Below are 19,715 nucleotides of genomic sequence, written 5' to 3'. Positions count from 1 at the left end.
GGTGGCCGCCACCATCAACGCCGCACTCGACGCCGTTTCACACCCGGCTCATGCGGCCGCTTCGAGGTAGGGCGCCCATTGCGGGTCGCCGACGAGCGAGGCGCCGATGAGCCGCCAGTGGGCGCCCCGTGGCACCGCGGGGTGCACGCGCAGCGTCCACCCCAGCTCCTCCAGATACTTGTCGGCCTTCCTGTGGTTGCACGTGGTGCACGAGGCGACGCAGTTCTCCCAGGTGTGGGCGCCGCCCCGTGACCGGGGGATGACGTGGTCGATCGTCTCGGCCTTCTGCCCGCAGTAGGCGCAGCGGTAGTCGTCGCGCCGCATGAGGGCGGCCCTGGTCAGCGGAATGCGGGAACGGTAAGGGATGCGGACATATCTCCGGAGCCTGATGACCGAGGGCACGTCGAGCGTGCGGCTCGCGGAGCGCAGCACCGCTCCCCTGCCGTCGCGGTGGACGACCTCGGCCTTGTCACGCAGCACCAGGACGATCGCCCGGTGCAGCGACAGGGTGGTCAACGGCTCGTAGGTGGCATTCAGCAGCAGGACCTGGCGCATCATCGGGCCTCTCCCTGCTGCGCGCGTATCAAAGGGGACATGCCGTGGCATGTCCCGGCTGTCGGCCCCTCCTGGGGCACTCGTGCTTCCGTCACGTGGACCTCCGCCGGACGGTCCGACGGGTGGTCACCACGGCACCGTCCTGTCACCAAGTCTGGCGTTTGCACCGCGGTCCCCGCCACCCCAAAAATCTCTGTCCGGAATGACCAGAGGGACGCACGGTACGTTTTATGCCCGCTCGACCAGCACTTTACGCATGCCCGTTGGCAGTAGGGTTCGGTCCATGACGCGAGAGCCGTACCCGAGCGCACGCCGCGAAGACACCGTCGACATCCTGCACGGAACCCCTGTCCCCGACCCCTACCGCTGGCTCGAGGACCCGGACAGCCCCGAGACCAAGGGATGGCTGGACGCGCAGGCCGAGCTCTATGCCAGGGAGCGGGGGCCGCAGCGGTTCAAGAGCCGCATCGCCGAGCTGCTCAGGTCGGGCTCCGTGGGCGCGCCTGTCTGGCGTGGCGAGCGTCGTTTCTTCTCCCGCCGCACGCCGGACCAGGAGCACGCGGTCTACTACGTGGTCGATCCCGACGGCACCGAGCGCGCGCTGATCGACCCGATGGAGCTCGACCCGTCGGGGCTGACGACGCTCGACGCGGTGCAGCCCGACAAGGAGGGGCGGCTGCTGGCGTACCAGATCTCGGTGGGCGGCGACGAGGAGTCGGTGCTCTACGTGATCGACGTCGCGACGGGCGCTCGCGTCGAGGGGCCGATCGACCGCTGCCGCTACTCCCCCGTGGCGTGGCTGCCGGGCGGTGAGGCGTTCTACTACGTGCGCCGGCTGCCCGGCATCGAGGTGCCCGAGGACGAGCGGCAGTTCCACCGCCGCGTCTACCTGCACCGCGTCGGCACCTCCACCGAGGACGACGTGATGATCTTCGGTCAGGGCATGAAGATGACCAACTACTACGGCGTCTCGGTCTCCCGCGACGGCCGCTGGCTGCAGGTGTCGGCGTCCGAGGGCACCGCGCCGCGCAACGACCTGTGGGTGGCCGACCTGACCGAGTCGCCGATCGACCGGCCTGAGCTGCGGGTCGTGCAGGAGGGCGTGGACGCGCAGACGGGGCTGGTGTTCGGCCGCGACGGCCGGCTCTACGTGCACACCGACCGCGACGCGCCGCGCGGCCGGGTCTGCGTCACCGACCCCGCCGAGCCGGGCTACGAGAGCTGGCGCGACCTCATCCCCGAGGACCCCGAGGCGGTGCTGACCGACTTCGCGATCCTCGACGACCTCGACCGCCCGGTCATGCTGGTGGGCTGGACCCGCCACGCCATCAGCGAGATCACCGTGCACGACCTCGCGACGGGCGAGCGCGTCGGCGAGGTGCCGACGCCGGGGCTCGGCTCGATCGGCGGCATCGTCGAGCGTCCCGAGGGCGGCCACGAGGCGTGGTTCGGCTACACCGACAACACCACGCCGCCCACCGTGCAGCGCTACGACGCGCGGACGGGCGAGACCACGCTGTGGGCGGCCTCGCCTGGCGTGGTGGAGGTGCCGCCGGTCCGTACGGAGCAGGTGGTCTACCGCTCACAGGACGGCACCGACGTCCGCATGCTGATCATCTCGCCCGAGGGCGAGGCGTCCGGCCCGCGGCCCACCATCCTCTACGGCTACGGCGGCTTCGGCCTGTCCATGACGCCCGGCTACTCCGCCACGGTCCTCGCCTGGGTGGAGGCCGGCGGCGTCTACGCCATCGCCAACCTGCGCGGCGGCGGCGAGGAGGGCGAGGAGTGGCACCGCGCGGGCATGCTGGCCCACAAGCAGAACGTGTTCGACGACTTCCACGCCGCCGCCGAGCACCTCATCGCCACCGGCGTCACCACGCGCGAGCAGCTCGGCATCTCCGGCGGCTCCAACGGCGGCCTGCTGGTGGGCGCCGCGCTGACGCAGCGCCCCGACCTGTACGCGGCAGTTGTCTGCTCGGCCCCGCTGCTCGACATGATCAGGTACGAGAAGTTCGGCCTCGGCGCCACCTGGAACGTCGAGTACGGCTCGGCCGACGACCCCGAGCAGTTCGGCTGGCTGCACGGCTACTCGCCCTACCACCACGTCAAGGAGCAGGTGGCCTACCCGGCGACGCTGTTCACGGTCTTCCAGTCCGACACCCGGGTGCACCCGCTGCACGCGTGGAAGACGTGCGCGGCGCTGCAGCACGCCTCGACGTCCGACCGGCCGGTGCTGCTGCGCAACGAGGCCGAGGTGGGCCACGGCGCCCGCGCGGTGAGCAGGTCGGCGGACCTGTGGGCCGACACGCTGACCTTCCTCGCCAAGCACACCGGGCTATAGCCTCGAAGGCATGAGCGAGCTGGGGACGGTCATCGTCGAGGCCGCCCCCTCCTCGCGTACACCCGCACCGACCCCTGGTTCTTCGGGACGTACCGGCCCTAGCGCGGGAAGATGATCGTCTTGTGGCCGTCGAGCAGCACCCGCTGCTCGGCGTGCCATTTGACCGCCCTGGCCAGCGTCACGCACTCGACGTCGCGCCCCATCGCCACCAGGTCCTCGGGCGAGTGGCTGTGGTTGACCCTGACCACCTCCTGCTCGATGATCGGGCCCTCGTCGAGGTCGGCCGTCACGTAGTGGGCGGTCGCGCCGATGAGCTTGACGCCGCGGTTGTGCGCCTGGTGGTAGGGCTTGGCGCCCTTGAACGACGGCAGGAACGAGTGGTGGATGTTGATGGCCCGGCCCGCCAGCTTCGCGCAGAGCTCCTCCGACAGCACTTGCATGTAGCGGGCCAGCACCACCAGATCGACCTGATAGTGCTCGACCAGCGCCATCACCTCGGCCTCCTGGCGCGGCTTGGTCTCGGGGGTGACCGGCAGGTGGTGGTAGTCGACGCCGTTGGACTGCGTGAGCGGCCGCAGGTCGGGGTGGTTGGAGACGACGGCGGCGATCTCGATGTCGAGCGCGCCCGACCGTACGCGGTAGAGCAGGTCGTTGAGGCAGTGGTCGAACCTGCTCACCATGATGAGCACGCGCGGCTTGCGCGCGACGTCGCGCAGCCTGAACTCCATCGCGAAGTCGGGCGCCAGCGCGGCGAACGCGGCGTTGAGGTCGTCCTCGCCCAGCGGCGAGGAGAACTGCACGCGCATGAAGAAGCGCTGCCCCACCCTGTCGCCGAACTGCTGGCTCTCGATGATGTTGCAACCGCGTCCGGCGAGCAGGCCGGAGACGGCGGCCACGACACCGGGCCGGTCGGGACAGGACAGCGTCAGGATGTATTCGGCGGGGCTGGTCATCGCTTCACTCTCGGGCTGTGGGCGGTCACGTCGAGGGTACCTGGGAAGTCTTCGAGCAGTGATGCTGTTACTTGCGTTTCAGGGTAGTTAGTCGGTTGCAACCCGGCCCGATACCGTAGGTGACTTCTATGGTGTCCCGCCGCAGGCAGGCGGGGCGGAGATGGAGCATGTGCCTTTGGAAGCCGTCGTACTGTTCGTGGTGGCCGGTCTCTTCGCCGTCGTGTCAGGGATCAATGACGGAGGCGCGCTCGTAGCGACAGGGCTCAAGCTGCCGACCGTGCGACCGGTGACCGGGGTCCTCGTCCTCGTCGTGGCCGTGGCCGTCGTGCCGCTGCTCACCCATCAGGTGGCGCTGACGTTCGTCAACCGGCTGGCCTCCTTCGACGAGCCGGGCGCGCGCATCGCGATGACCATCGCGGTCATCGCGGCGCTCATCGTGGTGACAACGCTCAGCGCGAAGGGCCGCCCGACCAGCCTCACCCTGGCCGTCGTCGGCGGGCTCACCGGGGCCGGCCTCGGCTGGGGGCTGCCGGTCAACGGCGGCTCGGTCGCTCTGGTGCTGGTCTTCGGCGTCGCGGCGCCGATCGTCGGCGGGCTGCTGGCGTGGGTACTGATCCGGGTGCTGGTCGCCGCCACCACGGCCCGCGGGCTGTGGCGCTGGCACTGGGCCGGGTTCCTCCTGCAGACGCTGGCGTACGCCTCCAACGACGCCCAGAAGATGCTGGCCGTGTTCATGGTCGCGGCCGGGTTCAGCGGGGCGCCGGTCACGTACACGGTGCTCGTCGCCGCGCTGTTCGGCATCGGCACGATGTACGGGCTGCCGAGGGGCGGCCGCACGCTGAGCAGGGAGATCATCGTCTCCCGGCCCGCGCACGGCGTGGCAGCCGAGCTGTCGGCGGGCACGGCGGTGATCGCGTCGGCGGCGGCCGGCATGCCGGTGAGCATGACCCAGGCCATCGCGGGCGCGCTCATCGGCGCGGGCGTGGCGCAGGGCGGCGGGCGGGTGCGCTGGTACGCCGCGGGCAAGATCGTGGCGGCCTGGCTGCTGACGCTGCCGGCCAGCGGGCTCCTCGGCTGGGGACTCGCTCTTCTGATGAAGGGATTCGCGGGCGTGAGGTGGACGTGACGGTCTTCTTAGTGGGGGGTGCCGTGAAACGACTGAGGCGGATCAAGGACCTCATGACCGGGCGCATGGACAGTGCGCTCACCGAGGCGTTGCTGGGCCAGCTCGAGGCCACGAAGGAAGGCGCGTGGCTGGCCATGGCGATGATCGGCGGTGAGGTCGGCAGGACGGGCGCGCACGAGCAGATGCGCTCGATCGAGCACCTCGGCGACGAGGAGCGGGCCCGCCTCATCGACGAGCTCAAGACCGCCCTCGTCACCCCCATCGACAGGGAGGACCTGTTCCGGCTCTCGCGCTCGATCGACGACGTGCTCGACTCGCTGCGCGACTTCGTCCGCGAGTCGCACCTCTACCGGGTGCCCGACCAGATCCGCTTCACTCCCCTGCTCGACCAGGTCATCGTGGGCATCGACGCGCTGGAGAACGCGGTGCGCGACCTCGCCTCCCGGCCGTCCGTGGTCGCCCAGGACGCGCTCGAGGCGAAGAAGGCGGGCGGGGCGATCAGGCGGATGTACCAGTACGAGATCTCCCGCATCTTCTCCGGCGAACTGACCGCCGAGGCCATGAAGCAGCGCGAGCTGGTGCGCCGGCTGGAGATCGTGGGCGTGGCCATCGGCGAGGCGGCGGACGCGATCGCCGACGGCGCCATGAAACGGTGACCAGGTAGGATGTTCGACTGACATGGAACAACACGTCCGGAGCAGGACCCGCGGCCTCACGCACACCGCGCCCGCCGAGGTCACGCTCCAGGCCGCCCTCGACGCGCTCGCCGACCCGATCCGCCGGCGCATCGTGCGTGAGCTGGCCGGGGTGCCCGACTGGGAGCGGGCCTGCGGCACGTTCAACCACCTGCCGGTCGCCAAGTCCACGCTCAGCCACCACTTCGCCGTGCTGCGCGGCGTCGGGCTGCTGGAGCAGCGCGACGAGGGGGCGCGGCGGCTCAACCGGCTGCGCCGGGCCGAGTTCGACGAGCGGTTCCCCGGGCTGCTGACGCTGGTCGTCGGCGAGGAGGGGCCGTGAGCGACGTCCAGGACACTCCCGCCGCGCGGGTCGTCTGCCTCGACCGTGACGGCCGGGTGCTGCTCATGCACTGGTACGACCGGGTCGCCGGCGCCGACCTCTGGGAGCCGCCCGGCGGCCGGCTCGAACCCGGCGAGACGCCGCTCGACGCCGCCAGGCGCGAGCTGACCGAGGAGACCGGGCTGCCCGGCGCGGCGGTGTCGGGGCGGATGGTCGAGGTCGAACGCGACTTCACCTGGCTCGGTGTCCGTTACGTCCGGCGCGAGCCGTTCTACCTGGCCCGCTTCGACGAGGCCCGCCCCGAGGTGGTGCCCGGCGCGCTGACCGACGAGGAGCAGGCCGGCCTGCTCGGTCACCTGTGGGCCGAGGAACTGCCCGTAACCGTCGACCCGCCGCACCTCGCCGAAATCGTCGCACTGCTCACCCGCGATCCCGGTGGCCCTGAGGCCCAGCGGCTCTCCCGCGGCCCCGATGACCCTGAGGCCGAGCGGCTCTCCCGTGCCCCTCGGCGAGCCTGAGGCCCAGCGGCTCCCGCGGCCCCCGGCGAGCTCAGGTCCGGGCGCGGTCAGCCGTGGCCCAGCTCGGCCATCGTCCGCGTCATGAGGCCGCGCAGCAGCTCGCCCGCCACCTTCTCGTGGCGGTCCTCCACCGACAGGCCCGTGGTGACGCGCTCGCGGTAGACCTCGCGCTCGTGCGCGTCGGTGTAGGGCAGCGCGGTCATCGCGACGACGACGCTGGCCCTGCTGCCCCCGTGGGGCAGGACCGCCACCGCGTGCGTACGCAGGCACGTCTCGTCGGGCCCGCCGTACCAGCCGCACTTGACCGCGGCGCCGGGCCGGCCCACGGCCACGCGGGCACCGAACGTCTGCGAGTCGGGCACCTCCGCCATCCAGCCGAGCACCGCCTCCGCCACCGGGTCGCCGGTCGCGGCGGCCTGGGCGAGCACCGCGTACGCGGCGGCCACCTCGCCCGCCGCGACCTCCACCGAGCCGAACCGCGACGGGTCGCCGTTGGGCGGCTCCCAGCGCACGCCGGTGCGCTCGCACAGGTCGTCGAGGATGACGCGGGGCCCGACCGACAGCCACAGGCCGAGCGTGTCGGTGTTGGAGGAGACGACGACCGCGGGCTCGGCGTGCCTGCGCCACCGCTCGGCGTCGGCGATGCGGCCGGCCGCCACCCAGGCGTACAGCGGCTTGAGCAGGGAGGCGCAGCGCAGCCTGGTCAGCCCTGAGCCGACCGCGACCGTGCGGGGCGGCGGCCCGCCGTAGCCGCGCCTGATGCCCGCGGCCTGCGCGCCGGCGCCGTGATCGAGGCCGTCGAGCAGCTCGTTGAAACTCACCCGCCAACCGTAGACCCACCGGCCGCCTGCTCCCGCCATGCCGCGCGCTCTCACTCCGGGACCTCACTCCAGAGCCTCATTCCAGGGCCTCACTCCAGGGCGGCGGCGAAGCGGGAGCGCAGCTCGGACAGGCGCTTGACGGGCTCGTTGCTGAAGACCAGACGGACGTACCGGGGCGCCACGTGCTCGCCCCACGCCGTCATGGGGGTGGCGGCGATCCTGCCGCGTTCGAGGAGGCGGGCCGACAGCTCGGGCGCGGACAGGCCCATGGCCTCGGCGTCCACCAGGCAGGACCAGCCGCCGCCGGCCCGTACCAGCGGCAGGTCGGCGAGCTGCGCGGCCACCGTCTCGTGGCGCGCCTGGTACTCGGCCACCGCCTCGGCGACCCCGGACGGCTCCCTGAGCGCGGCGGCGGCGCCGAACTGGTGGAAACCGCTGGCCACGGTCGTGTTGTAGATGCCCGCGACCATGATCCGGGACATGATGCCGGCCGGGCCGGCCACCCAGCCGATCCGCCAGCCGATCATGCGGTACTCCTTCGACATCGAGCCGATGATGATCGTCCGCTCGCCCAGGCCGTCCACCCGGCACGGGTTGATCAGTGGGTGGCCGTCGAAGACGATGCGCTCCATGGCCGCGTCGTAGATCAGGTACGCGCCGGTGCGCTCGCACACCTCCGCCACCGCCGCCCAGTCGTCATGGTCGAGCACCACGCCCGACGGCATCGACGGGCTCATCAGCAGCAGCGCCGCTGCCGTCCGCACCTGCGACAGCGCCTCGCGGTCGAGCCGCCAGTGGCCGTCGTGGACGCGCAGCGGCACGAGATGAGGGCTCGCGCCGGACAGGCGGACGCGCTGGAGCAGGCCCGCGTACGTCGGGTCGGTCAGCACCACCGGGTCGCCGGGCTCGGTGGTGGCGAGCAGCACCGGCATGACCGCCGACGTGCCGCCCGAGGTGATCGTGATCTGGCGCAGCGGGTCGTAGCCGAGCCCGGTGCGCCGCCGCAGGTCGTCCGCGACGGCCTCGCGCAGCTCGGGCAGGCCGGTGAAGGGCAGCCAGCTGTTGCCCGTGCCCTCCTCCAGCGACCTCCGGGTGGCCTCGACGGCGGCGGGTGGCGGCGGGACGTCGGTGTCGAGGTTCTCCAGGCGCAGGACGTCGGGGTCGGCGCCGGCCTCGGCCGCCACCCGGTCGATGTCGAACGGCTGGACGTGCGCGAAACGGGAGTTGGGGCGCATGGCAGCACCTCCGTGAAGGAAGGGTTCCGTATACGGAACGTCCGTCATCAGGGAGCTGCTGTCAAGGGGTCACAGGTCGTACAGGGTGAGTGCGGCGGCCAGCGCGGCGGGTATCAGGGCGGCCACGACGGTGATCGCGGCGATCCGCGCCGCACGCGCCGCCCTCGGCTCCGTCATCAGGGCCGCCAGCGCCCCCGCCGCCGCGAACGCCGCGCCGGTCGCCAGCACGTGCGCGAGCGTGGACGTCCACGACGGCACGGCCTCCCCCGCGATCCTGATCACCACGAACGTCCCCGCCGCGACCAGCGCCACCCGCCGCCCCGGCCGCACGTCCACCCGGTCCAGCGCGTACGCCGCTCCCGCCAGCCCGGCCAGGCTGATCACCACGAGCACGGCGATCGACGGCACCAGGCATCCCCGGTCCGCGCACCCGACGCCCGTCCAGGCCAGCCGCACACTGGCCCACCACCACACGCCGAGCACCCCGCACACCGTCGCGGCCCGCCCGATTCGCCCCGTCATGCCCCTCATGCTGCCACCTGGCCGGCGGAGGTCAGGGCTGGGCGGCCCGGTGATCGTCGGCCTCGGCCTCCGCGTGGCGGCCGAGCACGCGCAGGACGACGGCGCGGTTGGCGTACAGGTCGGGCTGGGGCTGCAGGGCGATGGCCCGGGTGAGGTCGGCGATCGCGCCCTCCAGGTCGCCGGTCGCGTAGCGCAGGATGCCCCGGTTGCCCCAGGCCGCAGCGAGGTCGGGGGCGCCCTCGACGGCGCGGTCGAGCGCGTCGGCGGCCTCGGCCAGGCGCCCGGCTGCCGTCTCCAGCTGGCCGAGCACGGTGAGCAGGTGCGGGTTGCCGGGCGCGAGCGCCAGCCCCACCTCGACGTCGGCCCTGGCGGCCTCGTCCCGGTCGAGCGCGGCCAGCAGGCCCGCGCGGTTGATGTAGGCGTCGAGGTAGGAGGGGTCGAGCTCGATCACGTGCCCCAGGTCGGCCAGGGCACCGTCGGTGTCGCCCCGCACCGTACGCAGCTCCGCCCGGTTGTAGTACCCCTCGGGCAGCGGCGGCCCGGCGTCGATGGCGCGCTCGAAGTCGGCCAGGGCCTCGTCGTGGCGGCCGAGCCGGAAGAGCAGGTTGCCGCGTTCCAGGTAGTAGTCGGGGAAGCCCGGGTCGAGGGTGATGGCGGCGGCGTAGTCCTCCAGCGCCTCCTTGACCTGCCCGCGCCCGGCCAGCAGCTGGGCCCTGTTGGCCAGCAGCACCATCCGGTGCACGGGGTGCCGCGCGCCGAGCTCCCCAGCCAGCTCGATGGCGGACTCGACGAGGGCCAGCGCGGCGTCCGCCCGGCCTTCGCGCAGCTCGACGAGCGCCAGCCCGTTGCGGTCGAAGCCGAGCTTGAAGGCACGTTCTGCGGGGTCGGGCAGCAGGCGGGAGACGGCGATGGCGAGGTTGAGCCAGGCGCGGGCGCGGGTCAGGTCGCGCCGGGCGGGGTCGGGGTGGCGGGCGTCGAGCATGGCGGTGCCGTACGCGGCGGCGGCGTGCATGGCCGGGTCCTGGCTGGCCAGGCGGACGCGGTCCCAGAGGGCGCGGGCCTGCGCGGTGCGCCCGAGGCCGCCGAGCGCGGTGGCGGTGCGCTGCGCGAAGCGCCACCACAGGTCGCCGCCCTGCTCCGTGGCCGCCATGCCCAGCTCGCCCAGCTCGGCCACGGCGTGCAGGAACCCCTCGCGCATGCACCGGTCCACGAGCTCCCACAGCTCGCCCGGGTCGCGGTGATCCAGCGGAGGTTCAGGGCCGCCGGAGTAGAGGGTGATCGCCAGGATGGCGGGCGGCACCCGCCGCATCAGCACGTCGATCAGCTCGGTGTCGGTGGGGTCGGCGGCGGCGGCGTTGCACACCACGACGGACGACCCCGGCGGCACGGCGTCGCGGACGAACTCGGCGATCCCGTTGGCCAGCCGCAGCGTACGGCGGGGCGCGGGCACGAGGATGCGCTCCTCGTCGGTGAGCCCGGCGTCGATCGTGCCCCTCGGTGCCTTGACCCGCGCCTTCACCAGGCCGGCCAGCTCGGGCGCCGCCGCCAGGATCTCGATGTCGTGTGCGGCCACCAGATCGGGGAAGTCCCGCAGGGCCGCCGGCACCAGGTGGCTCAGCAGGGCGGCGGCGAAGGCGTAGGGGCCGCGCGGCCGTCGATGCGCGTCGATCATCGGCATCTTAGGCCGCGCGGCCCCGGTGAGGACGGGTGGATCGCCCAGGACCTTGAGGTGGGACCTCTCCTCAGTCACCCCTTGTGAATGACGCTGGAGGTCCCTGCGAGCCTCGCGGTACCAGGCTTGCGGACGACGATGCGCTTCATAACGTGCCTCTCCACTCGGGGTCAATCACCCATTATTAGGGCACCCCACCGAATAGCAAGGTTTATTCCGAATAAGTGGGAGGCTAATGGATAAAATGCACTTGCCTTTCGAATGGTATGTCTAACCTATTCGGAGCGAAACCACCGCTGCAATCCTGTGGTATGAGCCTGCTGCTCGGAATCCTCCATGAGATCACACAGGCACCGCCCGAGCAGCGTGACCGACTGGCAGCACCCAGGCCCGTTCTTGGCCCGCACGATGCGGGTGGCCCGGTTGAGCAGCCGTTCGAGGCTCGGCTCCGCGCCGCCCTTGAGCGAATGGGTCTGCCAGGGGCAGGACGCGGCGTCCGTACAGGCGCTGGCGGCGACATAGGGCACGGGCCCGCTCTGGAACCGCAGCCGGCCCTCCCGCTTGACCCGCTGCTCGGCCAGCACGTGCGCGGCCCTGCGGGCGATCGTCAGCAGGTGGCGCCGGCCACCGTCGCCACCTCCCGTCACGGAGCGTGACGGTAGCGCGAACAACGTCGCCCCGCCCATCAGCACGCCGCCCACGATCATGCCCCAGCCCATCGGCTCGTCGAACCAGATCACCGCGATGGCCGCCACCCACACGGGCTGGGTCGACATGAGGATCTGGCTCGGCATCGCCGACAGGTACTTCTGCCCGTACGAGCGGGCCAGGAAGCCCAGCGCGCACGACACCACGGACAGGTGGGCGAGGATCGTCCAGTCGGGCAGGCCGGCCGGCAGGGTGATCCCGTCGCGTACGGCGAAGCAGCCGGTCAGCACCCCGATGGTGAGCAACTGCACGGTGGTCAGCCCGTACGCGGGAAAGCCCGACGGCCGCTTGGAGAGGTGGGCCAGGAAGAGCGTGTGGCCCGAGTACAGCGCGGCGGCGAGGAGCGTGACCCCCAGCGCCGGCAGCGACATGTCGTCGGTGTTCATGCCGCGGACGAACGCGAACACCCCCATGCCGGCCAGCGCGAGCACCACCCCCACCCAGATCCGCCGCGCCACCCGCTGGCGGTACAGCACCAGCGTCAGGATCGGCGTGATGATGACGCTGCACCCCACCGCGAACCCCGACACCGCCGACGGCAGGCTGTCCAGCGCCACCGCCTGAGCCGCCTGCCCGACCCCGAACAGCACCCCCAGCAGCACGCCGTGCGACCAGGAACCCCACGACATCCCCCGCAGCCCCCGTGGCCTGATGGCGAGCAGCGTGAGCCCCGCGAGGAGATAGCGCTCGGCGAGCAGATCCTCCACCGGTAAACGGAGAATGAGGTCTTTCATCAGCGGGAACGCCGACCCCCATGCGGCGCTGACGAACAACAGAAGCACGGCTCCCAGTAGGGGGCGGGAAGCGGGCACACCTGCCATGGAGAAAGCATGGCACTACTATTCGCGACGTCAGATGTACAGGGAGCAGCCGGTGAGGCTTGCTTACACCTCAGTGGTAAGAGCCTCACCCGCAGGTTCGTACAACCTTATCCGCGGGGGCCGATACGGCATGATCGGACATTTCCTGCTTGGGATACGGCCTGGAATGCCGAGGCCGTGGAATGTCCGGAATACAGCCGGCGGGCATGTCACGCCGGTGTTCCCGGGTGGCTTCGCCGGGAAAGTCAAAGGCAGCGGCCCCAGGAGGGGGTGGATGGGGCCGTAGGGGGTGGTGCCGGCTAGCGATCTATTACGGCGCGCGGGACCAGCCGTTTCTCGCCGTAGATCACGGTGAGATCGCCGACCCGCTCGCGGGAGAGCTCACGCCATCCGCGGCGCTGATAGAGCGCCAGCGCGGCCTCCTGGTTGAGCGTGGTGTCGCCGCGCACGCGCTGGAAGCCGAGCTCCACCGCGCGCCGCTCGATCGCGGCCAGCATGGCCGCCCCGAACCCGCGCCGCTGGAACTCCGGATGCACCCGGAGCCTGCAGACCTCGGCCGTGGCGGTGTCGACGGGTTTCAGCCCGCCCATCGCCACGATCCGTGAGCCCACCTCGCCCACCAGGAAGTCGCCGCCGCAGGCGAGGTAGATCTCCTGGATCCGCGGGAAGTCGTCGTCGTAGTAGACGCCGTCACCCGGGACCAGGCCCACCTCGGCGAGGCAGATCCGGTGGAGCGCGAGCAGGGTGTCGAGATCCGACCAGCGATAGCGCCTGATCTCCAGCTTCATGCATCGCCCCCTTGCATCTGGTGCTGTTTGGGCCGTCGCAGCTGCGCCAGATACTCATCGAGGTTCGGGGCGTTCGCCGCCCTGAGCCGGTCGCCGAGCAGGATCGCGGGACGCACGATGAGGTCGGTGAGGTAGTCGACGGGGACCAGGCTGAGCGCCTTGGTCGCGATGGCCACCGCCTCCCGGACGTCACCGTCGAGCAGCTTGCACTGAGCCTGGTCGAGCCGGATGAGCGTCTGGTCGAGGATGTGGTCCTCGTATTTGCCGAGCGCCTGGTCGAGCACGACCTCCGCTTCGAGCGTCTGGCCCAGCTTGGTGAGGACGTCGCCCTGGTAGAAGTAGAGCTGCTTCTCGGTGTAGCCGAAGGCGACGTCTTCGCGGTCTTCGGCCTTCATGTGGGAGAAGGCGTTCCTGGCCCGCGCGAGAGCGCGCTTGGCCTGGTCGACGATCTCCTTCTTGTTGTCGTTGCCGGCCAGCGCGGCCAGCGCCCTGGCCTCGACGACCGGGGCCATGGCCTGCGCGGGGCAGGGCGTGGAGCCGGCCATGTCGCGGCTCTTCTTGGCGAGGTTGAGCGCCTCGCGGGCGTCGCCGAAGTAGAGCGGCACGAGCGACTCGCGCGCGCAGATCCACGCGCGCAGCGCCCGGTCGCCGGTCTCGTCGGCGGCGGTGCGCCCGGTGCGGAAGAACGAGCGGGCCAGCCGGTGATCGCCCAGGTTGATGAGGATCATCCCGCTCAGGCCGGACAGCTGGGCGGCCATCCTGCACAGCCGCTCCTGCAGGTCGATCGGCTGGCGGCGGGACATCGCCGTGCGTACGGCGCTCAGCTCCAGCAGCACGTCGCACAGCAGCCGCAGCGGCGCCGTCGTCGTGTACTGGCGGCCGAAGCTGACCGTCGCCTCCTCCCACTGGTCGAGCATCGCGGCGGAGACCGTGGCCGAGACCAGCGTCTCGTCCATCCTGCGCCGGATGCCCTCGCACGCCCCCAGCACCGGACCGTCAACCTCCGCGCCCTTGGCGTCGGTGTTGAGGAGGTTTAAGAGGGTGCGCCGGAGGATGTTCTCGTCCTCCTCGGCGTCGGGCTCGGGCTCCATCGGCTTGATCACCAGCTCGCGATCCTGCTGCTGGCAGCGGTCCTTGGAGTCACCGCCGACGACGCCCGGCATGCGGTGGCCGTGGCCGCAGATGCAGGGCGCGTCATAGCCCAGGGCGATCGGTTCGACCCGGTAGACCGTGCACAGGTAATGCAGGTATTCGGGGCCGGGGCGTTTCAGCCCGCTCTCGTAGGCCGACAACAGGGTCTCTCCGATGCCGGGCATCGGCTTGGAGTCGCGCTCGAACAGGGCTCTCACCTGTTCGATGACGTCGGCCAGCGCGATCCCGTAGGCCAGTCGATGCGCCTTGATGCGGGTCGTGCTGAACTGCGCCGTGCACGCCTCGTGGATCTCATCAGCTATCTGAGCCGACGTGCGCCCGGCGGCGAGGCCCCTGGCCCTGATCCGCCGGGCGATCTCCGTCTCTCGGTGCTGTCTGCCGGACATCCCGGCCCCTCTCACGCAAGTCTCGACCGGTCCGCAACTGGTGACTCAGCGTAGTCCTCAAGTCGCTGTACGCCTACCCATGACTATGAAGCAATGACGCCGGGATGGGAAACGCCGATAGGGAGCCTACGGTTAAGGATCGTCCTCCCGAGGACTGTTTCTTACAACCCATGAGTGAGAAGCGACTCCCCGTGAGCAAACAGCCCCGTTGCGCGAACCCTTGACTTGGGCCATCTTTGGCGCACCGGCAACGATTCCCAAGGGAGGGACGAACGGTGGGGGACGACAACTTCGAGCACCTTGAGCGTCTGGTGACCGAACTCGGCGCTCGCGGGCTGCTCGCACGAGTGGTCCGGACCCAGAGCGGGCGCACCTTCGTCCGGGTGATCAACCCGGACGCCACGAGCCTTTCCGAGAACGTCACGTGCCGCCCGGCCGCCGTCTCGGAGGTCTCGGCCTGGTGGTACTGCTGGTCCTGGGGCGACCGGATGCACACGGCCGACGACCCGGCCGGTGCGGCGAACAAGGTCGCCCGCGTGCTCGCCGTCGCGGGTGAGTGAACGGCGTGGTGATCCGGGTGGAGCGCAGCCACCGCGGCTCACCGCGACCCGCGGCGGCTTCTGGGAGCCGGCGGGGTGACCGGTGCGGAGGGGCTCCGGCGTGCCCGGGCCCCTGGTCACCCCGCCGGTTCCGGCCGGCCGCACGTCACATGCCTCTTCATGGCCTCCCCGTGAGGCCCGTCCGTACGGCGCCGCCCGCCGTACGGGCTCTCAGACCCCCGCCCGCATCACCGGGCGGGTGTTCGGGGGATCCCCCCCGGAACCGGCTCGGGACACGCTTCCGGGTGCGTGTCCCGTTCCGAGCCGTCCGTCATCGGAGCGCCGTCTCTCTCCCTCCGCGGCCCAGAGAGCCGGCGACCCCGTCTTCCCCGGCGTGATGTGACGGCGGGCGGTTCGGTCGGCGGTATCTTTTGGATCGAAACGGTCCAATAGGCGACCGAACCGCTTCCGGAGGGGGATCCACCATAGTGTTACTGCTGGTGACGCCGGCACCACCATCCGCGTCTCCGTCGCTTCTGCCGGACGTGGATCAGATGACCACGCAAATGTCCGCTGTCTGCCAAAGTGACACGGTCCTTTGCTCTACCCTGGTCAGGGTGTTCGGCAACGAGCCCTGGGCGCCCCTGGTGTCCAGCGCGATAACCATCGTCCTGATCCTCGTGCTCGCCTTCGTTCTGCGGAACGTCGCGCACCGGATCATCACGAGGGTGGTCAACCGAGCGGCCACGGGTGGGTCGATCACGAGCCGGTTCCGCAAGGGAGCGGCTCCCGACGGCATCGACGCGCTGCTGCACGAGCGGCGCAAGCAGCGGGCAGAGACCATGGGGTCGGTGCTCAAGCACGTCGCCTCGATCGTGGTGCTCGGCACCGCGGCGCTGACCGTGCTCGACCGGCTGACCATCCCGATCGCGCCCCTGCTGACCAGCGTCGGCATCCTCGGCGTCGCGGTCGGCTTCGGCGCGCAGGAGCTGGTGAAGGACTTCATCGCCGGCATGTTCATGCTGCTGGAGGACCAGTACGGCGTCGGCGACGTGATCGACACGGGCGCCGCCGTGGGCACCGTCGAGGCGGTCACGCTGCGCATCACCCGGCTGCGCGACGCCGACGGCCGCGTGTGGTACATCCGCAACGGCACGATCACCCGGGTAGGCAACGAGTCGCAGGGGTGGTCGCGGGCGTACATGGACGTCCCCGTTGCGTACGACGCCGACGTGGTGGGCGTGAAGGTGCTGCTCGAGCAGGTGGCCGAGGAGATGTGGGCCGACTCCGAGCTGCGCGAGAGCAAGATCGTCGAAGAGCCGCAGGTCTACGGCGTCGAGCAGTTGTCCGACAGCTCGCTGGTGTTCCGCATCACCACCAAGACGCTGCCGTCGGCGCAGTCCGAGGTGGCGCGCGAGATGCGGCTGCGGGTCAAGTCGGCGCTCGACACCGCGGGCATTCAGCTGGTGGGCAGCGCCTAAGCTAGGGATCGTGACAGAGACCTCCTTTTACGACGCCGTCGGGGGCGAGGAGACGTTCCGGCGCCTCGTACACCGCTTCTATGAGGGGGTCGCGGAAGACCCGCTGCTGCGGCCGCTCTATCCGGAGCCCGATCTCACGGGCGCGGAAGAGCGGCTGCGCGGTTTCCTGGTCCAATACTGGGGCGGTCCCAAGACCTACAGCGAGCAGCGCGGCCACCCCCGGCTGCGCATGCGGCACATGCCGTTCGTCATCGGCGAGCCCGAGCGCGACGCCTGGCTGCGCCACATGCGTGACGCGGTCGACTCGCTCGACCTGCCGGAGGAGCAGGACAAGCGGCTCTGGGACTATCTGGTCTACGCGGCCCACAGCCTGGTGAACTCCCCCACATAACGGGGCATGACACGCCACATGGATATCCCCTGGTGGCGTGACGCAGTCGTCTACGAGATCTATGTCCGCAGCTTCGCCGACGCCTCGGGAGACGGCGTCGGCGATCTCGCCGGCATCCGCGAGCGCCTGCCCTATCTGCGGCGGCTGGGCGTGGACGCCATCTGGCTGACCCCGTTCTACCCCTCCCCCATGGCCGACGGCGGCTACGACGTGGCCGACTACCGCGGCGTCGATCCGATGTTCGGCTCGCTCGACGACTTCGACGCGCTGGTGACGCAGGCGCACGAGCTGGGGCTGCGGGTGCTCGTGGACGTCGTGCCCAACCACAGCTCGTCGGCGCATCCCTGGTTCCAGGAGGCGCTGCGCGGGGTGGGCCGCGACCGCTACATCTTCCGCGACCACACCAACAACTGGAAGTCCACCTTCAGCGGGCCGGCCTGGACGCAGACGCCCGACGGGCAGTACTACCTGCATCTGTTCGCGCCCGAGCAGCCCGACTTCAACTGGCGCAACCGCGAGGTGCACGAGGAGTTCCTGGACGTGCTGCGCTTCTGGCTGGAGCGCGGCGTCGACGGGTTCCGCATCGACGTGGCGATGGGGCTGTACAAGGCGGAAGGGCTGCCCGACGTGGGCGACCAGTCGTTCACCTCGGTCTCGCCGGTGTGGGGGCAGCCGGAGGTGCACGGCGTCTACCGCGAGTGGCGGCGGCTGCTCGACTCCTACCCGGGGGAGCGGATGGCGGTGGGCGAGGTGTGGACCGACGACGCCGAGGACCTCGCCCGCTACGTACGCCCCGACGAGCTGCACCAGAGCTTCAACTTCGCCTGGCTGGAGGCGCCGTGGTCGGCCACCGCGTTCCGCAAGGTGATCGACGACACGCTGGCGGCGGTGCCGTACGCGACGTGGGTGCTGTCCAACCACGACGTCGTACGCCACCGCACCCGCTACGGCACGGACGACCCCGGCGCGGGCCTGGCGCGGGCCAGGGCGGCGCTGCTGACGATGCTGGCCCTGCCCGGCTCCGCCTACCTCTACCAGGGCGAGGAGCTGGGGCTGCCGGAGGTGACCGACCTGCCGGACGACGCCAGGCAGGACCCCATCTTCTTCCGGTCGAAGGGCGAGCTGCCGGGGCGCGACGGGTGCCGGGTGCCGATCCCGTGGACGGTCGATCCGCCGTCCCACGAGTTCTCGCCGGGCGGGGTGGAGCCGTGGCTGCCGCAGCCGGAGTCGTTCGCGGAGCTGAGCGTGGAGAAGCAGGAAGGGGTGGCGGACTCGACGCTGGAGTTCTACCGGCGGGCCCTGGCGTTGCGCCGCGCGCTGGCGGGAGAGATTCCTTACACCTTGGAGTGGCTCGACTCCCCCGAGGGAGTGCTTTTCTTCACCAGGGGTCCGCTGATCTGCGCACTCAACTGCGGCACGGGCCCCGTCCATCTGCCCGAGCACACCGAGGTGCTGCTGACGAGCGGCCCGCTCAAGCGCGGCCTGCTGCCGCAGGACACGGCGGTGTGGCTGCGCCACGCGTCATGAGCGGTCGGCGCGCAGCGGGATGACCGGCAGCGAGACCAGCGCGCAGCCGAGGCCGGCGGCGAAGCCCGCCCAGTAGCCGGTGCCCTCGATGAGCAGGCCGGCGAGCGGGGTGGCGACGAGGGCGACGGTGTTCTGGACGGTGTTGTGGGTGCCGAGCACCCGGCCCGCCCAGCCGGGTCCGGCCAGTTCGCCGGCCGTGAGGTAGGCGAGGCCGTTGCCCGCCACGGTCATCACCGAGGTGAGCGCGAGCATGGCCACGCCGAACGCGGCTCCGGTGAGCGCGCCGGCGACGAGCAGGGCCAGCACGGCGAGGTTCCAGAGCGTGAGCAGCAACAGGGGACGCATGCGCAGGCCGGTCCTGTCCGACCAGCGACCGGCCGCGACGCGGACCACGGCGCCGCCGATCGCGGCCACGCCGAACAGCCGCCCCGCCGCGACGCCGTCCCAGCCGTAGGAGGTGACCAGGCAGTCCACGCCGTACGTGGTGACCACGATCTGCGGCACCGCGTGCAGCGCGCTGGTGGCGTGCACCCGCCACAGCGCGGGCTGCCGGTACGGCGAGCCGGCCGCGGCCGCCCTGCTCCCGGGCGCCGCGTTCGGCGGCTCGGCCAGGAAGAGCGCGGCCAGCACGGCGGCCAGCAGGCTGAGCCCCGAGCAGAGCAGCAGCACGCCGGACAGCCCGTGGGCGGCGGCCACGGGCGGCAGCACGAACGCGGCGGCCGCCATGCCGAGGGTGAAGGAGACCTGCCGCACGCCCATGGCGACGCCGCGCTCGGGCGGGCTGAACCAGCGCAGCACGATCCGGCCGCCGCCGACCATCGCGGCGGAGCCGCCCGCGCCGGCCAGGGCGAGCAGCGCGATCACGGCCCAGGTGGCCTCGGCGAACGCGGCGGCGGCCAGCGTCACGGCGGCCACGCCGACGCCGAGTCCTAAGACGAGCCGTTCGCCGTGCCGGTCGGCGAGCGCGCCCCAGGCGACGAGGGCACAGAGAATGCCGATCGCCGGGGCGTTCCCTATCAGGCCACCCACCGGCAGCGAAACACCGAAATGTCGCAGGATTTCGGGCATGACCAGGGGCAGTCCGAACAGCCCCAGGGTGACGCTGGCGTGCGCGTTGACGCCCAGCGCCAGCATCCACCACCGCTTCATGCTCAGGGACGCG

19 protein-coding genes are annotated in these 19,715 nt (G+C 71.2%); 9 read left to right on the top strand and 10 right to left on the bottom strand.

All coding sequences use genetic code 11. The annotated features are described in order from the left end of the window. Positions 1-48: 48 nt before the first annotated feature. Entirely contained in the window at positions 49-555 is a 507-nt protein-coding gene (locus AB0K28_RS41660) for an HNH endonuclease (RefSeq protein WP_345409331.1), read from the bottom strand. Positions 556-838: 283 nt separating this feature from the next. On the opposite strand from AB0K28_RS41660, the gene AB0K28_RS41655 reads away from it, so the two are divergent. After that, a complete protein-coding gene (locus AB0K28_RS41655) occupies positions 839-2,896 on the top strand; it encodes a prolyl oligopeptidase family serine peptidase (RefSeq protein ID WP_345388066.1) in 2,058 nt (685 codons plus the stop codon). A gap of 98 nt (positions 2,897-2,994) precedes the next feature. Here the strand turns inward: AB0K28_RS41655 and purU are convergent, their stop codons facing one another. Continuing rightward, on the bottom strand, positions 2,995-3,849 hold the full coding sequence (purU, locus tag AB0K28_RS41650; RefSeq protein WP_364381364.1) for a formyltetrahydrofolate deformylase: 855 nt from the start codon (positions 3,847-3,849) through the stop codon (positions 2,995-2,997). 175 nt (positions 3,850-4,024) lie between these two features. On the opposite strand from purU, the gene AB0K28_RS41645 reads away from it, so the two are divergent. Genes AB0K28_RS41645 through AB0K28_RS41630 form a run of 4 tightly spaced genes read left to right on the top strand, consistent with a single transcriptional unit; the run spans position 4,025 to position 6,510 of the window. After that, entirely contained in the window at positions 4,025-4,975 is a 951-nt protein-coding gene (locus tag AB0K28_RS41645) for an inorganic phosphate transporter (protein ID WP_364381361.1), read from the top strand. Positions 4,976-4,998: 23 nt separating this feature from the next. Further along, a complete protein-coding gene (locus AB0K28_RS41640) occupies positions 4,999-5,631 on the top strand; it encodes a DUF47 family protein (RefSeq protein ID WP_355420143.1) in 633 nt (210 codons plus the stop codon). A 22-nt stretch (positions 5,632-5,653) separates the two neighbouring features. Then, positions 5,654-5,992, top strand: coding sequence for an ArsR family transcriptional regulator (locus tag AB0K28_RS41635; RefSeq protein WP_345388072.1), 339 nt, complete (start codon positions 5,654-5,656; stop codon positions 5,990-5,992). After that, on the top strand, positions 5,989-6,510 hold the full coding sequence (locus AB0K28_RS41630) for an NUDIX domain-containing protein (RefSeq protein WP_364381356.1): 522 nt from the start codon (positions 5,989-5,991) through the stop codon (positions 6,508-6,510). Before AB0K28_RS41635 ends, AB0K28_RS41630 begins: the two co-directional genes overlap by 4 nt. A gap of 47 nt (positions 6,511-6,557) precedes the next feature. Here AB0K28_RS41630 and AB0K28_RS41625 read toward each other — a convergent pair whose 3' ends face one another. From AB0K28_RS41625 to AB0K28_RS41595, 7 genes are all read right to left on the bottom strand, one after another. Continuing rightward, complete coding sequence (locus AB0K28_RS41625; RefSeq protein ID WP_345388077.1) at positions 6,558-7,331, bottom strand: hypothetical protein; 774 nt, start codon at positions 7,329-7,331, stop codon at positions 6,558-6,560. Positions 7,332-7,420: 89 nt separating this feature from the next. Beyond that, complete coding sequence (locus AB0K28_RS41620) at positions 7,421-8,566, bottom strand: pyridoxal phosphate-dependent aminotransferase (protein ID WP_364381351.1); 1,146 nt, start codon at positions 8,564-8,566, stop codon at positions 7,421-7,423. 69 nt (positions 8,567-8,635) lie between these two features. Beyond that, positions 8,636-9,088, bottom strand: a complete 453-nt coding sequence (locus tag AB0K28_RS41615; protein WP_364381348.1) for a hypothetical protein — start codon at positions 9,086-9,088, stop codon at positions 8,636-8,638. A gap of 31 nt (positions 9,089-9,119) precedes the next feature. After that, positions 9,120-10,838, bottom strand: coding sequence for a tetratricopeptide repeat protein (locus tag AB0K28_RS41610; protein WP_364381345.1), 1,719 nt, complete (start codon positions 10,836-10,838; stop codon positions 9,120-9,122). Positions 10,839-11,035: 197 nt separating this feature from the next. After that, a complete protein-coding gene (locus AB0K28_RS41605; protein WP_364381342.1) occupies positions 11,036-12,250 on the bottom strand; it encodes a DMT family transporter in 1,215 nt (404 codons plus the stop codon). 338 nt (positions 12,251-12,588) lie between these two features. Next, positions 12,589-13,077, bottom strand: a complete 489-nt coding sequence (locus AB0K28_RS41600; RefSeq protein WP_345388090.1) for a GNAT family N-acetyltransferase — start codon at positions 13,075-13,077, stop codon at positions 12,589-12,591. Beyond that, positions 13,074-14,615: an XRE family transcriptional regulator gene (locus AB0K28_RS41595; RefSeq protein WP_364381339.1), complete on the bottom strand. Its 1,542-nt coding sequence runs from the start codon at positions 14,613-14,615 to the stop codon at positions 13,074-13,076. The genes AB0K28_RS41600 and AB0K28_RS41595 overlap by 4 nt, the downstream gene beginning before the upstream one ends. Positions 14,616-14,890: 275 nt before the next feature. Here AB0K28_RS41595 and AB0K28_RS41590 point away from each other — a divergent pair, with 275 nt between their 5' ends. The 4 genes from AB0K28_RS41590 (at position 14,891) to AB0K28_RS41575 (ending at position 18,553) form a co-directional block, all read left to right on the top strand. After that, positions 14,891-15,175, top strand: a complete 285-nt coding sequence (locus AB0K28_RS41590; RefSeq protein WP_355420113.1) for a hypothetical protein — start codon at positions 14,891-14,893, stop codon at positions 15,173-15,175. A 596-nt stretch (positions 15,176-15,771) separates the two neighbouring features. Next, on the top strand, positions 15,772-16,635 hold the full coding sequence (locus AB0K28_RS41585; protein WP_345388096.1) for a mechanosensitive ion channel family protein: 864 nt from the start codon (positions 15,772-15,774) through the stop codon (positions 16,633-16,635). Positions 16,636-16,645: 10 nt separating this feature from the next. Beyond that, positions 16,646-17,026 carry a globin gene (locus tag AB0K28_RS41580; RefSeq protein ID WP_364381334.1) on the top strand — a complete coding sequence of 127 codons (381 nt, stop codon included), beginning with the start codon at positions 16,646-16,648 and terminating at the stop codon, positions 17,024-17,026. A gap of 18 nt (positions 17,027-17,044) precedes the next feature. Further along, positions 17,045-18,553, top strand: a complete 1,509-nt coding sequence (locus AB0K28_RS41575; protein ID WP_364381331.1) for a glycoside hydrolase family 13 protein — start codon at positions 17,045-17,047, stop codon at positions 18,551-18,553. Here the strand turns inward: AB0K28_RS41575 and AB0K28_RS41570 are convergent. Continuing rightward, positions 18,548-19,702, bottom strand: a complete 1,155-nt coding sequence (locus tag AB0K28_RS41570) for an MFS transporter (RefSeq protein WP_364381328.1) — start codon at positions 19,700-19,702, stop codon at positions 18,548-18,550. The genes AB0K28_RS41575 and AB0K28_RS41570 overlap by 6 nt on opposite strands. Positions 19,703-19,715 lie beyond the last annotated feature (13 nt).

The organism is Nonomuraea sp. NPDC049504 (assembly GCF_040676845.1).
Lineage (GTDB): Bacteria > Actinomycetota > Actinomycetes > Streptosporangiales > Streptosporangiaceae > Nonomuraea > Nonomuraea salmonea.
Note: the sequence above shows the minus strand (reverse complement) of the source record. Positions and strands in the feature narration are given on the sequence as shown.